Annotated in this window: 13 protein-coding genes and 1 tRNA gene; 2 read left to right on the top strand and 12 right to left on the bottom strand. The window is 54.2% G+C overall.

Features of this window, described 5'->3' with window-relative positions:
- Positions 1–120 precede the first annotated feature (120 nt).
- A tRNA-Pro gene (locus Tam1G_RS06795) sits at positions 121–194 on the bottom strand.
- 315 nt (positions 195–509) lie between these two features.
- On the opposite strand from Tam1G_RS06795, the gene Tam1G_RS06790 reads away from it, so the two are divergent.
- Positions 510–1052, top strand: a complete 543-nt coding sequence (locus tag Tam1G_RS06790; RefSeq protein WP_101625930.1) for an aminoacyl-tRNA deacylase — start codon at positions 510–512, stop codon at positions 1050–1052.
- Positions 1053–1162: 110 nt separating this feature from the next.
- On the opposite strand, the gene der is transcribed toward Tam1G_RS06790, so the two are convergent.
- Both der and Tam1G_RS06780 read right to left on the bottom strand, forming a co-directional pair.
- Entirely contained in the window at positions 1163–3292 is a 2130-nt protein-coding gene (gene der, locus Tam1G_RS06785) for a bifunctional cytidylate kinase/GTPase Der (RefSeq protein ID WP_101625929.1), read from the bottom strand.
- On the bottom strand, positions 3289–4059 hold the full coding sequence (locus Tam1G_RS06780; protein WP_101625928.1) for a pseudouridine synthase: 771 nt from the start codon (positions 4057–4059) through the stop codon (positions 3289–3291). Before Tam1G_RS06780 ends, der begins: the two co-directional genes overlap by 4 nt.
- 182 nt (positions 4060–4241) lie before the next feature.
- Between Tam1G_RS06780 and Tam1G_RS06775 the strand changes: the two genes are divergently transcribed.
- On the top strand, positions 4242–5180 hold the full coding sequence (locus Tam1G_RS06775) for an MIP/aquaporin family protein (protein ID WP_101625927.1): 939 nt from the start codon (positions 4242–4244) through the stop codon (positions 5178–5180).
- Here the strand turns inward: Tam1G_RS06775 and Tam1G_RS12050 are convergent.
- From Tam1G_RS12050 to ruvA, 9 genes are all read right to left on the bottom strand, one after another.
- A complete protein-coding gene (locus Tam1G_RS12050) occupies positions 5079–5381 on the bottom strand; it encodes a DUF3017 domain-containing protein (RefSeq protein ID WP_081890042.1) in 303 nt (100 codons plus the stop codon). The two genes, Tam1G_RS06775 and Tam1G_RS12050, sit on opposite strands and share 102 nt — an antisense overlap.
- 107 nt (positions 5382–5488) lie before the next feature.
- Entirely contained in the window at positions 5489–7126 is a 1638-nt protein-coding gene (purH, locus tag Tam1G_RS06765) for a bifunctional phosphoribosylaminoimidazolecarboxamide formyltransferase/IMP cyclohydrolase (protein WP_101625926.1), read from the bottom strand.
- A complete protein-coding gene (locus Tam1G_RS06760; RefSeq protein WP_479855845.1) occupies positions 7123–8397 on the bottom strand; it encodes a cell division protein PerM in 1275 nt (424 codons plus the stop codon). Before Tam1G_RS06760 ends, purH begins: the two co-directional genes overlap by 4 nt.
- A 74-nt stretch (positions 8398–8471) precedes the next feature.
- Positions 8472–9383, bottom strand: a complete 912-nt coding sequence (gene sucD / locus Tam1G_RS06755; protein WP_101625925.1) for a succinate--CoA ligase subunit alpha — start codon at positions 9381–9383, stop codon at positions 8472–8474.
- On the bottom strand, positions 9383–10585 hold the full coding sequence (sucC, locus tag Tam1G_RS06750; RefSeq protein WP_101625924.1) for an ADP-forming succinate--CoA ligase subunit beta: 1203 nt from the start codon (positions 10583–10585) through the stop codon (positions 9383–9385). Before sucC ends, sucD begins: the two co-directional genes overlap by 1 nt.
- 91 nt (positions 10586–10676) lie before the next feature.
- A complete protein-coding gene (locus Tam1G_RS06745) occupies positions 10677–11258 on the bottom strand; it encodes an adenine phosphoribosyltransferase (protein ID WP_101625923.1) in 582 nt (193 codons plus the stop codon).
- Between the two features lie 53 nt (positions 11259–11311).
- A complete protein-coding gene (locus Tam1G_RS06740) occupies positions 11312–11716 on the bottom strand; it encodes a preprotein translocase subunit YajC (RefSeq protein ID WP_081890043.1) in 405 nt (134 codons plus the stop codon).
- Between the two features lie 89 nt (positions 11717–11805).
- Positions 11806–12870, bottom strand: coding sequence for a Holliday junction branch migration DNA helicase RuvB (gene ruvB, locus Tam1G_RS06735; protein WP_101625922.1), 1065 nt, complete (start codon positions 12868–12870; stop codon positions 11806–11808).
- The gene (gene ruvA, locus Tam1G_RS06730) at positions 12870–13496 is read right to left on the bottom strand and encodes a Holliday junction branch migration protein RuvA (protein WP_101625921.1); all 627 of its coding nucleotides are present in this window, start codon (positions 13494–13496) and stop codon (positions 12870–12872) included. The genes ruvB and ruvA overlap by 1 nt, the downstream gene beginning before the upstream one ends.
- Between the last annotated feature and the right edge of the window lie 22 nt (positions 13497–13518).

The raw sequence follows: 13518 nt of genomic DNA, 5'->3' as shown, positions 1-13518 counted from the left end.
ACGAGCTGTGAACTTTCCGTTTTCCAAAATGCTTCATCGGCAACTCGGAAAGGTGAAAAATGCCGTTTTGCTGCCTTGCAAAAACAAAACCCGGAATCACTGAGATTCCGGGTGCTCTAGTCGGACCAGCGGGATTTGAACCCGCGACCCCTTGACCCCCAGTCAAGTGCGCTACCAAACTGCGCTATGGTCCGATGCTGCAAAAGCAACAGTCAGGTAATTTACCATGCATTGCCAATCACTCAAAATCAGATGCGTGTCGTATGGGAAGATGATTCATGGCAGTTGAATTCCAAGACAGCATATAGTCTATAGCCGCAATGCCGAGTCGAACGATGTGACGTTGTATAGCGACACCAGTAGATACCTTCCATCACGCGCAATGCGTCGGAATTGTTTGGATTGGACAGTCACCTTCGTTTCTTCATGACGCTCGGCCATGACGGAGGGCGGCGATCCCGATCTCACCGACAGGGAACTGAGGAAATGCCTACTGGTGCACTTACCATGTGAAGAATCTCTGGGAGCACAAAACCCTCGAACCTCGACCGGATTCGCGGGAAGATCTTTTGGGCGTGGGCGACATGGTCAGTTTTGAACAAATCAAGCAATTCGCGGAGCTGCATCCCAATCAGGCCCGGATTATCGAACACGAGGTTGCGATTGTCGATCTGGAATCGGGCGCGAAGGTGTTCGACATTACCAAGGCGGCAGCCACCTACATTGTTGAGTCCAAAGAAGGCATGTTCGCCGTTGTCGCTTCCGCAGTGGGACACTTGAAGTGGCGTCAGCTCGGCCGTGCTTTGGGATTGCATCAGATTCACCTGGCATCACCGGAGATGGTTAAGGAACGTACGGGCTACGATGTTGGCACGGTTGGCCCACTATTTCTGAACGGTGTGCGCATGTTCTTTGACAACAGACTACTGGAACATGACATGGTGTATTGCGGTACGGAGGATACGCGCCACACGCTTGCTATTGCGCCCAAACTCATCATCGACAGCAATGATATCGTCGGCTATTTCAACAGCGACGATTACCTGAAGTAGACAACAACGCATATAGGGCCTTGCTTGATGCACATCAAGCAAGGCCCTATATCTTTAGCTATGTGCAAGCGTTGGTGCTCAAGTGATAACGCTTGCACGGTGCTAGAACACTACTTGCGCTTCTTCTTCTCGCGAATGTTCACTGAGATCTGAATCGGCGTGCCCTCGAAGCCGAATTCCTCGCGAAGCTGACGTTCGATGTAGCGGCGGTAGCCGTGCTCCAGGAAGCCGGTGGCGAAGATTACGAAACGCGGCGGACGCGTGGAAGCCTGCGTGGCGAACAGGATACGCGGCTGCTTGCCACCACGCAGCGGATGCGGGTGCGCGGCCTGAATCTTGCCAAGGAACGCATTGAGCTTACCGGTGGGAATACGCTGATCCCAGGATTCCAATGCCGTATGCATGGCATTGGCCAGACGATTCGTATGCCAGCCGGTCTTGGCGGAAAGATTTACGCGCTGAGCCCATGTCACACGGTCGAATTCGGTGTTCCACAAACGCTCGAGACGTTGCTTGTCGAATTCATCCATCGCATCCCACTTGTTGAACACCAGCACAATTGCTCGGCCGGCATCTACTGCGGTAGACATAACCTTCAGATCCTGATCGGAAATCGGCTGCGAGGCGTCGAACAAAATCAGAGCCAATTCGGAGCGTTCGATGGCGGCCTGCGTACGCAGTGAGGAATAGTATTCCGCACCAGTCAGCTTATGCTGGCGGCGCTTGATGCCTGCGGTATCGATGAATAGCCAATCCTCGCCATCAATGTCGATGATTTCATCAACCGGATCGCGCGTGGTACCAGCCAAATCGTTAACCACGGAACGCTCTTCACGAGCCAGCTGGTTCAGCAGTGAGGACTTGCCCACATTCGGGCGACCCACCAGAGCGATACGACGCAGATTGGAAGGGGTCAGGAAACCGGAGGTCTTTTCGGCCTTCTTCAGCTTATCGATTGCAGCATCGAGCAGTTCACCCATGCCTCTACCGTGCATAGCGGAAACCGCATACGGTTCGCCCAAGCCAAGCTTCCAGAATTCGGCAGCCATGTATTCGCTGGCCTGATCGTCAATTTTATTGACAGCCAACGTGACCGGTTTGCCAGCCGCGCGCAGCATCTTGACGATGCGCTCATCAGTATCGGTCATACCCACCTGAGCGTCCACCACGAACACCACAGCATCGGCCAACTGCACAGCCACCTGTGCCTGAGAAGCAATAGCGGAATCAATGCCTTCCACATCGGCTTCCCAGCCACCGGTATCCACCAGTTTGAAATCAGTGCCGGCCCATTCGGCGTCATAGCTTACGCGGTCACGCGTCACGCCAGGGGTATCTTCCACCACTGCAGCACGACGGCCAAGAATACGATTCACCAGCGAGGACTTGCCCACGTTCGGGCGGCCCACCACGGCGAGCACGCCAACCGGCTTCGGGCCGGCCTTGCGCGGGCCTTCAGCAAAGCCGCGGCCGGAAATCAGTGCCTCGTCGGCCTCATCGAGGTCGTAGCCTTCCAGATTGGCGGCATACTGCTCGTATTCCTGATTCTCAATGGCGTCTTCCACCAAGCCAATCAGCACATCAAGCGTATGCTCGAAATCCATATCGGAATTGTCGATGGTGGTCACGCCATCCGCTGCGGTCAGGAAGCTGGTCACCTTGGAATCAGCCTTATCGCGGGCGGCCACATCCTCGGCACCCACGCCGGAAACAGCCTGACCGGTACGGCGTGCCTGGCGCACCTCCTCGCGGGCGGTCAACAGCACACGTACTTCGGCATCCGGAGCCACCACGGTGGTGATATCGCGGCCTTCGGCCACAATGCCCAGTCCACCGGAGAAGGAATCCGCGGAAGCTTCTCGTGCGATGTAGGCGCGCTGTGCGGCGATAAGCACGTTACGCACAGGAATCACATTGGAAACCTTGGATACATGAGAAGAAACTTCAGAGGAGCGAATCGCCTCGGAAATATTCTCCCCATCAGCGAATACGCCAGGAGCATCCGGATCAACGGAGATATCGAAATGATCGCCGGTGAAGAACTCGCCCACCGCTTCGGTCACAATACGCTCATCCACGGTTTCGGCGTCTAAATCAATGCCTTGCTTGAGGCACCACCATGCGCAGGCGCGGTACATGGCACCGGTATCAAGATAGGCGTATCCGAAGTATTTGGCCAGTGCTTTGGAAGTAGATGATTTGCCCACACCAGCAGGGCCATCGATGGCAACGCGAATCACAGTCCGACCTCCTTGGACAGCGAACGAACCTCGGTCTGGGACAGCACACGGTAGGAGCCGGACTTCAGATCGCCGAGCTTGATCGGGCCGATTTGGGTGCGTACCAGACGCTTGACCGGGAAGCCGATGGAACCGAAGATTCGGCGCACAATACGATTCTTGCCGGAATGCAGCACCACCTTGACCATCGTGTAATCACGGTTGGCGTCGATGATGGCGCAATGGTCGAGCTTGATCCAGCCGTCATCGAGCTGCACGCCGGTCTTCACCAGACGACGGCACACAGTGCCGGACAGCTTACCTTCTACGGTGGCAATATAGGTCTTCTCGACCTCGTATTTCGGGTGCATGACATGCTGGGACAGTTCACCATCATTGGTCATGAGGATGAGGCCTTCGGAATCATAATCCAAACGACCCATATGGAAGATACGCTCGTACTTATCTCCCACGATGTCGCGCAGCGTGTAGCGGCCCTTCGGATCCTCCATAGCGGAGAGTACCTTGCGCGGCTTGTTCAGGGCAAGGGTTACATGGTTCGGATTCACACGTACGCGGGAACCATCCACTCGCACCTGCTGAGTCTTAGGATTCACTCGGGAACCAAGTTCGGTAACCAGTTCGCCGTCCACTTCAACACGACCATCGGTAATCATTTCCTCGCACTTGCGGCGGGAACCGAAGCCGGCTTGGGCAAGCAGTTTCTGCAGACGAATGGAATTGGAATCATCATGCGCCTTCTGGGCGCGAGAATATGCGTTTGGCATCGTTCTCCCAACGTGGCCGGGCAGGTTGTAAAAACCAACCTGAAATCTAATACGTATATTGGCGGCTGAAATTCTCAGCCAATTCCAACCTTTACATAATACCAGAAAGGCGGACTACTGATAGACTGGCAAACGTTTGTGCGGGTTCGCCCGCCTTCCAACAGATGAAAAGGATTACAACTATGGAAGAAACCAAGCAACAGCCGCTGGCTTTGCGTGTCTGCGCTGAACTGGCCGGTAGCCTACTGCTGTGCTTCGCCATCTACGCATTCTCCACCTGGGGTTCTGCCGTATATGGCGTCAATGTTGTCTTTGTGCCGCTAGCTACCGGCTTGGCTTATGCGGTGATCACCGCATTGTTTGCCCGTGTATCAGGTGGCCATTTGAACCCGGCTGTCACTGTAGCTGCGGTACTGACCTCCAAAACCAATGTGGTGGATGGTATTTTGTATATCATCGCGCAGGTCATCGGCGCCGTTGCCGCTGCCTTCGCTGTAGTCAAGCTGCTGCCGACTTCCGAACAGGTCGCCGCCAAGGTATGGCTCTCCCCCGCTATCAACGGTTTTGAACAGGGTTCGGTGTCTTACAGCCTGCTTACCCAGTACGGCATTACGTTCTCTATAACATTGGCGATTGTGGTGGAGGTTGTTGCTTCGCTGATCGTGGTGGCAGCTGCGATGTCCGCTATCGGCAAGGACAATGAATCCACAGACCGTTATCCGCTGATTATGGGTGGCGCTTATGGCATTGCCGTGGCCATCAGCTATCCGGTGACCGGTGCCGGCCTGAACCCGGCTCGTTCCACTGGTATTGCTCTTGCAGCCATGAATGAGGGTTTGACCCAGAACCCGGTGCAGCAGCTTTGGGTCTTCTGGCTTGCCCCAGTGCTTGCCGCCGCTATTGTGGCTCTGGCAATGATTGTGGTGCAGATGGCCACCACGCCGAAGCCGAAGGCTGAGTCTACCGAAGATGCTGCGGCTGCCGTAGCGAACGATGGTGCAGCACAGGAATCATTTGATTCAGTGGAGGAAGGAACTGGAGAACAGGCCGAAGAAGCTGAAGTACGTAATCAGCAGGCCGATTCCCAGAGCGATGCCGATGAAGGAGTCGAACGCCACTGAGCGCACCTTCCACGGACTCTTCTCTCGTAACACTAACCGGATGAGTCCCGTACTCATGGCCGTCACGGAAAGTAACACCGTGGCGGCCATTGTGTATCCGCATGCCGCTATGACAGTAATAACCACGACAACGCCAAGCACGATCCACTCGAACCAGGGTTTGCCTTCATGCGCTTCGGAAACGTACGGATGATTATGCATGGTGTTCTTTCTTACAATCTGGATACGACAAGGCTCCTCTCGTTAGTATACGAGAGGAGCCTTATTACTGGGTACTAATGAGTAATACTGTGACTCATTAGCGTCGATCAGTGGAAGAAGTGACGGGTACCGGTCAGATACATGGTCACGCCAGCCTTCTTAGCTGCTTCGATGACTTCCTCATCGCGGATGGAACCGCCAGGCTGCACGATAGCCTTCACACCGGCATCGATGAGTACCTGAGCACCATCGGCGAACGGGAAGAACGCATCGGAAGCGGCAACGGAACCGGTGGCGCGATCAGCGCCACCAGCCAGCGTATTGGCACGCTCGACGGCCAAGTGGCAGGAATCCACGCGATTGACCTGACCCATGCCAATACCAACCGTTGCCTGATCGTGAGCCAGCAGGATGGCGTTGGACTTTACGCAACGAATTGCACGCCAAGCAAACACCAGATCCTTCAGGGTGTCGGCATCAGCAGCTTCACCGGAAACCAACTTCCAAGCATCCGGATCATCGCCAGTGGCATTGATAAGGTCAGTATCCTGCACCAGCAAGCCACCATCAATCTGGCGCACGGATTCGTGGCCCTTCGGTGGTTCTGCAACCTTCAAAATACGCAGGTTCTTCTTCTTAGTTTGCAGCAGTTCCAGAGCTTCCGGCTCGTAATCAGGAGCTACGATGACTTCAGTGAAAATCGGGCGCACACTTTCAGCCATTTCGAGTGTCACCTTGGAATTGCAGGCAATCACGCCACCGTAAGCGCTCATCGGGTCGCAGGCATGTGCCTTCTTGTGGGCCTCGGCAGCGGTGGCACCGATAGCCAAACCACACGGGTTGTTGTGCTTGACCACAGCCACAGCAATAGACGGAGCCATATCCCACACGGTGCGCCATGCGGCATCGGCATCCACGTAGTTGTTGTAGCTCATCGGCTTGCCGCCGAGCTGCTCGGCGTGAGCGAAACCGGTCTGGTTGAGCGGATCAATGTACAGGGCGGCCTGCTGATGAGAGTTCTCACCGTAGCGCAGTGTATGAGCACGATCCCAGGTTCGCGTGTACTGAGCCGGGAACTTCTGAGAATCAACCTCGGTGCCCTGATCATCCTTATCCACTTCTGCAGATTCAAGGGAAGCGGGCTTCGTCCAGTGCTTGGAAGTCCATTCGTTGATTGTGGCATCGTAGGCCGCAGTGTGTGCGAAGGCCTTAGCGGCAAGCCACTTACGCTCTTCCAGAGAGAATCCGGTACCATCGGCCACGCGAGCAGCAACCAATGCATAATCAGCCGGATCGGTCACAATGGCTACGGTTGCATGGTTCTTGGCTGCGCCACGCACCATAGAGGGGCCGCCGATATCGATTTTTTCGATGGTGTCAGCTTCATTGGCTCCGGAGCGCACGGTATCCGCGAACGGATACAGGTTGACAACGACCAAATCGAATGGCTTAATGCCAAACTCTTCGAGCTGCTTGGCGTGCTCAGGATTGGTCATATCCGCCAGAATGCCGGCATGGATGTACGGGTGCAGCGTCTTGACACGTCCATCCAAGCATTCGGGGAAACCGGTGACGTCGGACACTTCAGTGACCTTGACACCTAGCTCTGCAAGCTTCTTAGCGGTCGAGCCGGTGGACACGACCTCGGTACCTGCCTTCACGAACGCGTCGGCGAGTACTTCGATCCCTTCCTTATGGAAAACGGAAACCAGTGCCCGTCGTATCGGCCTGTTCGTGTTTGTCATCCTTGTTCCTCCTTGGATTTTTGGGATTGTGACACGTCTGAGTGCGGCTTGGAAGCTGTGCTACGAGCCGTCTGAACAGTGGTGTTGGAAGACTTGGCTTTTCCAACTATCCAGAATATCGAAAAAACAAGCGCTGTGCCAATCAGTGCGATGAGCCATGCCGCGGCAAGTCCCAATGCAGCCGGATGGCCCACAGCCCTAGTGGATGCCATGACATTGACACCGACATTGGCGAGTCGATGACTGCCTAGAGAGCCGTTGGACAAAACAAAGCACAACGAAGAGCCCAAAGAAATAATTACGGCGCTGATTGAGAACGATGCAGCAGGATAAAGCAAATCCAGTATCACGGAGCTTCGTATCTGTGCGTCGCGCACTTTCATAGGGCGGTAGCGGAATCCCCGAGGCAGGAACAGCATCAATAGGCCAGCGATGAATGCGATGATAAACGGTGTGCACATAGCCACTGTCCGCCAAATCTCATTGGTCACCGGTTCGGGGAAAATGCCGAACGCCGGGACTGCCGGCAGTGAACTGGATTGCCCGACCCACAATGTGAAGTTGGCAAGATCGCCAATGGCAAAACCTGCACCAACCAACCATGAGATAGCCCAAATCATTACGTTGGGAAGCCAAATTATCATGGCGATGCTGGTCAGGATTCTTGAACCTGTTTCCATTCCCGACATGGTGAAAATCGAGACCACTGCAGCATTGTTCAATGCTATCCAAACGATTACAGTGATCAGACCGGCCAACAAATACAGGCCCAGAATAGTAAGCCCTAGGAAGATGCCGAGTTTAATACATCTGATGGCTTCAACGGATAGCACACTATGCAGTCGCTGATTCAACGACAAAATGACTTCGGAATGAATCAGCAATGCCAATGCATATCCAAGAATAAATATTAGAGCTGCCTTGGCTAATACAACCCATTGCGCATCGACAAGTCCACCATTGAGAGAGCGTCGGCAATATTCGTTGATGATGAGCCACGCAATCAAGCCGGCTGCGAATTCATGGATACCTACTGCTTTCAGGCGAACTGCCATCGTATCGATAAGCCATATCAGCAAAACAGTAAGTAGCAATGGAATGATGGTGAGTTTTATTGAATCGGTTTCAAACCCGGAGCCTTCGCTCAGCAGCATTATTGCTTTCGTCAGAGGTATGGTGCTGTCAGTGAGATTGTCACCTCCCTCTTCCATAGAGATGACTAGCAGCATCAATGCGATAAAACAACCTAGAGCAATGGCATATACTGCCAAGGATGCGAGGGATACTACAATCCCCCGCATCCATCGGCGTATCAATGTTTTCATAAAGACCGTTCTATACGCGATCAGTTAATGTGGTTTTCAGCAAGGACGTCACGCATGATTTGCGCAGCCTGTCCTGGAGTTTTGCCTACAGGGATACCGGCAGCTTCAAGAGCGTTCTTCTTGTCCTGAGCCGTGCCCTTGCCTCCAGAAACAATAGCTCCAGCATGACCCATCTGCTTACCTTCAGGAGCAGTGAATCCGGCAATATAGGCGACTACTGGCTTGGTCATGTGCTCCTTAGCCCAAGCTGCAGCTTCCTGTTCGGCGAAACCACCGATTTCACCAATCATCATGACAGCCTTGGTATTCGGATCCGCTTCGAATGCTTCCAGCGCTTCCAGCAGCGTGGTACCCACGATGGGGTCACCGCCAGCGCCAAGGCATGCAGTAAAGCCAATGTCGGAAAGCTCACCCATCAGCTGATAGGTGAGGGTTCCGGACTTGGAAACCAGACCAAGCGGGCCGCGGCCGACGATACCATCCGGAATAATGCCCAGATTTACACCGGGATTACCCAAAGTGATGAGGCCTGGGCAGTTCGGTCCGATGATGCGAACGCCCTTTTCATTGGCTAGCTCGACGAAATACGCGGAGTCGGCAACCGGAATGCCTTCGGTAATCACTACGATGAGCTCAATGCCGGCTTCCACAGCTTCGACCACAGCATTTTTGGCAAATCGCGGAGGCACAAACACCACGCTTGCCTTGGCACCAGTTGCTTCACGAGCGTCCTGGCAGGTAGCAAATACCGGAATATCAATATCTTCACCGTTATGCGCACCGGCAAACGTTACCGAAGTTCCAGCCTTGCGCGGATTAACGCCACCGACAATATTGGTACCGGCCTTGAGCATGCGTGCGGTATGAGTCATGCCCTGATGACCGGTCATACCCTGTACGATGACAGGTGCACCGTCTTCAACAAACAGCATCAGTGAATCTCCTTGGACTGGGTGGCTTCAGCGGCAAGCTGTGCGGCCTTCTGGGCTGCGCCCTCCATAGTTTCAGATACGTGAATGGTGGGGTTGGCGGCCTCGGACAGAATATGCAGGCCTTCCGCTGCGGCATTGCCGTCGAAACGAACCACGATGGGCTTGGAACTGCCAAGCGTCTTCACGGCTTCAAGAATGCCATTGGCCACTTCAACGCAGGAGGTGATGCCACCGTAGACATTGATGAATACCGATTCGACCTGCGGATCGGACAGCACGATTTCGAGACTGCTGGCCATAACCGCTGCCGATGCGCCACCGCCGATATCGAGGAAGTTGGCCGGCTTAATGCCTGTTCTTTGCTCTTCGCCAGCGCCGGAAACAGCATCCAGAGAGCTCATCACCAGACCTGCACCATTGCCGATAACACCGACCTCGCCGTGCAGATGCACATAGTGCAATCCATGCTCACGAGCCTTCTGCTCGAAGGGGTCAGGAACAATGGGATCAACAAAGCGAGTCCAACCGTCGTGGCGGAAGGCTGCATTATCATCCAGAGAAATCTTGGCATCAAGTGCGCACAGCTGCTTGGTGGACTCATCATCCGGATCGCCAATCTTGGCTAGAGGGTTGATTTCCACCAGTGTGGCGTCATTGTCCTTGAAGCAATGCCACATTTTCAGCAGAATTTGAGCCGCCTGATCAACGTCGGCATGGTAGAAGCCAATGCTCTCGGCCATCTTGGTTGCTGCGGCAAGGTCGAAATCACCCAGTGCCTCGATATGGAGACGCTTTACGGATTCCGGATGTTCCTTAGCGATTTCCTCGACTTCGGTACCACCATTGGCGGTGGCGAGCACATCGAAATCACGGGAAGTGCGGTCTACGGAGATGGATACATAGTATTCGTGCAGAATGTTTTTAGCCTCGGCCACCAGTACGCCGGACACCTTGTGCCCGTGAATGGTCATTGGCAGAATGCTCTCCGATTCGAGAATGGCCTCGTCTCGGTTATGCGCAATCTTTACGCCGCCAGCCTGCCCACGGTGTCCGATTTTCACCTGTGCCTTGATAACGCAGGGATAGCCGATTTTATCTGCTGCTTCGGCAACTTCATGGGAGTTCTGGGCAAAGATGGCACCCGGGGTGGGGATGTCCTGTTCCTCAAGCAACTCTCGTGCCTGGTATTCGTAAAGGTCCATGAATCCTTCCCTGATGAAATGAATAATCCGGCATGTAACTGTACATGGTACATGCCGGACAATAAAAGCGGAGATTAATTGGTGAGACGAATCAAGCGGGCATCGAGATAAGGGAGCTCACCGGAACGCCACCGAGCTTGTCGATACCGTCCAGACCGTTGAGCTTCATGACGAAGCTGAAGCCAGCTACCTTGCCGCCAGCCTTTTCAATGAGGTCAGCCGCGGCTTTGGCAGTGCCGCCCGTGGCGATGAGATCATCGACGATAAGCACACGCTCACCCTTGGCAACTGCTTCAGTTTCGATTTCCACGCTGGCTGTACCGTATTCCAGGTCGTAGGACTCTCCGATGGTTTCAGGAGGCAGCTTGCCTGCCTTGCGCACGGCGATAAAGCCTTTGCCGAGATGTGCAGCAAGAGAAGGACCAAACAGGAAACCACGAGATTCGAGTCCGGCAACGGCATCGAATTCGTCAGGGCTGACGGGAAGAGTCTCCTCAAGAGCCTTCAACAGGATCTTCAAACCACGAGGATCGGCAATTACCGGCATGAAATCACGGAAGATAATGCCTTCCTTGGGGAAACCGGGTACGGAACGCACCAGAGATACCATGTATTCGGCATCTTCCTGGCCTACTTTGCTCAGTGCTTCGATGGTGATGTCAGACTGTGCCATTGTGCTATTCGCCTTTTGATCGTGTGGTTACGTGTGCTGTTGAATACAAGAAATTACTTGGTTTCAGTTTCGTTCTTGTTGCCGTCTTCAGTTTCGACGGTGGTGGTGTCGATGGGCTCTTGACCGGCCTCATCGTTGGCTGGAGCGTCTTGTTCGTCGGTCGGCAGTGGGTTGCCGTTCTCATCTACCTCATCATCGGAAACGTAGGCCGGACGAGTGTATTCACGAGCGATGGCGTTGAAGGCAAAACGCATCTTGGAACCTTCGGAATCGATGACGATCTCCTCGTACTGCTCATCGACTTCCACGACCTTGCCGATAACCTGACCGATGGTAATGATTTCGGTGCCAGGCTGCAGATTACGACGGAAGTCCTGCTTCTCGGCCTGCTGCTGCTTGGCTTTCTTGGACTGCCACCACATCATGCCGCCGATGACCACGATCATCACGATAATCATTACGTATGAAGAATCCACGGAAAACTCCTTTAGAACATCGGCTACGGCAAAGATTGACACATAACCGGATTATGCAAACAGGCTAAAGTTTAGAAGAGCTTGCTGACATCATCGCTGGGAGTCAATCCCAGGTGCTGCCATGCTTTCTGTGTGGCTACACGGCCTTTTGGCGTGCGGACAAGGAAACCTTCGCGTACCAGATATGGTTCGCAAACCGTCTCCACGGTTTCGGATTCCTCGCCGACCATAGCCGCAAGGTTATTGAGACCGACCGGACCACCATTGAAGTTACGCACTATGGCGTTCAATACCGCAATGTCCAAACGGTCCAAACCTTCGGAGTCGATCTGATACAAGGACAGCGCCTCTTTGACATCTGCTGGGCGCACCACAATCAGGTCATGAACAATGGCCCAATCGCGTACGCGGCGCAGCAGTCGGTTCGCGATTCGCGGTGTGCCGCGCGATCGCAACGCCATTTCATGTGCCGAGCCCTCATCGAGGTTCACGCCCAGCACGTTCGCCGAGCGGTCGATGAGCTTCTCCAGCTCTTCATGCGGGTAGAAATCCAAATGGGCGGTGAAGCCGAAACGTGCTCTTAACGGGCTGGGCAGCATGCCTTCGCGTGTGGTAGCACCGATTACGGTAAATCGGGGAAGGGTGAGTGGAATGGAGCTCGCACCAGGTCCTTTGCCCACCATCACATCCACGCGGAAATCCTCCATAGCAATGTAGAGCAGCTCTTCCGCGGCGCGAGGCAGTCGGTGAATCTCATCGATGAACAGAACTTCGCCGGTATCCAATGAGCTCAGTATTGAAGCCAAATCACCGGCATGCTGAACAGCTGGTCCTGAAGTGACACGTATTGGAACTTCCAATTCGTTAGCCACAATCATCGCCAGTGTGGTTTTGCCAAGTCCAGGAGGGCCTGCAAGCAAAATATGATCCGGTGGCACGTCGCGCTTACGCGCGGCATCCAGAAACAGCTGGAGCTGAGCCTTCAGCCTTGGCTGGCCAATAAAGCCATCCAACACATGAGGGCGCAGCTCCTCGTCGCTGACGGGCTCGTTGCCAATGGGTTGTGAGGACACCATGCGCAGGGATTCCTCATTTGCGCCGGTGTTTGACGTACCGAAATCAAGTGATTCGTTCATTACCGTCCCCTATCCATGAGTGCGAGGGCGAAACGCAACACGCGAGGCACATCTTCAGCGGCCAGCGGCGTATTGATATCGTTATCCGCAATGGCTTCCTTTACTGCCTGCTGCGCGTCCTGTTGACGCCATCCCAGTGAAATCAAACCTTCCACGACTTGTTCCGTGCCGGTATCCACAGGCTGACGTACAGCGGTTTCGGCAGTATGGGCCCCCTCGATTTGACTCAGGTCAATTGACCCCTTGAGCTCAAGAATTATTTTTTGCGCACCTTTTTTGCCGAGACCGGGTGCTTTGGCGAGGGCTATCGCATCATTATCGGCAATAGCATGAGCGAGTTGGATCGGAGTCAATGTGGAAAGTAATGATTGCGCGACTTTTGGACCGATACCGGACACTTTGATGAGTTGAAGGAATGTTTTCTTGGCATCCCTATCCAAAAAACCATGCAGAGTGACGGCATCCTGAGAGATATTCATATAGGTGTAGACGCGAGCCTCTTGACCGGCATGAATTCTACCGAGATCGGATGCGGCCATGCGAACTTCGTATCCCACTCCCCCAACGTCAATAAGCGCTGTATCGGTGTCCACCGATTCAACGCGACCGGTCAGCATTCCAATCATCCATGCATCCTTTCACGCCGTG

Source organism: Bifidobacterium imperatoris, assembly GCF_002860405.1.
In the GTDB taxonomy this organism is placed as follows: domain Bacteria; phylum Actinomycetota; class Actinomycetes; order Actinomycetales; family Bifidobacteriaceae; genus Bifidobacterium; species Bifidobacterium imperatoris.
This window is presented reverse-complemented; position numbering and strand designations above follow the sequence as displayed.

Coding starts and splice junctions, on each gene's coding strand:
- Tam1G_RS06780 (WP_101625928.1), bottom strand. CDS start 4,059: ATGCCAAACGCATATTCTCGCGCCCAGAAGGCGCATGATGATTCCAAT.
- Tam1G_RS06775 (WP_101625927.1), top strand. CDS start 4,242: ATGGAAGAAACCAAGCAACAGCCGCTGGCTTTGCGTGTCTGCGCTGAA.
- Tam1G_RS12050 (WP_081890042.1), bottom strand. CDS start 5,381: ATGCATAATCATCCGTACGTTTCCGAAGCGCATGAAGGCAAACCCTGG.
- purH (WP_101625926.1), bottom strand. CDS start 7,126: ATGACAAACACGAACAGGCCGATACGACGGGCACTGGTTTCCGTTTTC.
- sucD (WP_101625925.1), bottom strand. CDS start 9,383: ATGCTGTTTGTTGAAGACGGTGCACCTGTCATCGTACAGGGTATGACC.
- sucC (WP_101625924.1), bottom strand. CDS start 10,585: ATGGACCTTTACGAATACCAGGCACGAGAGTTGCTTGAGGAACAGGAC.
- Tam1G_RS06745 (WP_101625923.1), bottom strand. CDS start 11,258: ATGGCACAGTCTGACATCACCATCGAAGCACTGAGCAAAGTAGGCCAG.
- Tam1G_RS06740 (WP_081890043.1), bottom strand. CDS start 11,716: ATGATTATCGTGATGATCGTGGTCATCGGCGGCATGATGTGGTGGCAG.
- ruvB (WP_101625922.1), bottom strand. CDS start 12,870: ATGAACGAATCACTTGATTTCGGTACGTCAAACACCGGCGCAAATGAG.
- ruvA (WP_101625921.1), bottom strand. CDS start 13,496: ATGATTGGAATGCTGACCGGTCGCGTTGAATCGGTGGACACCGATACA.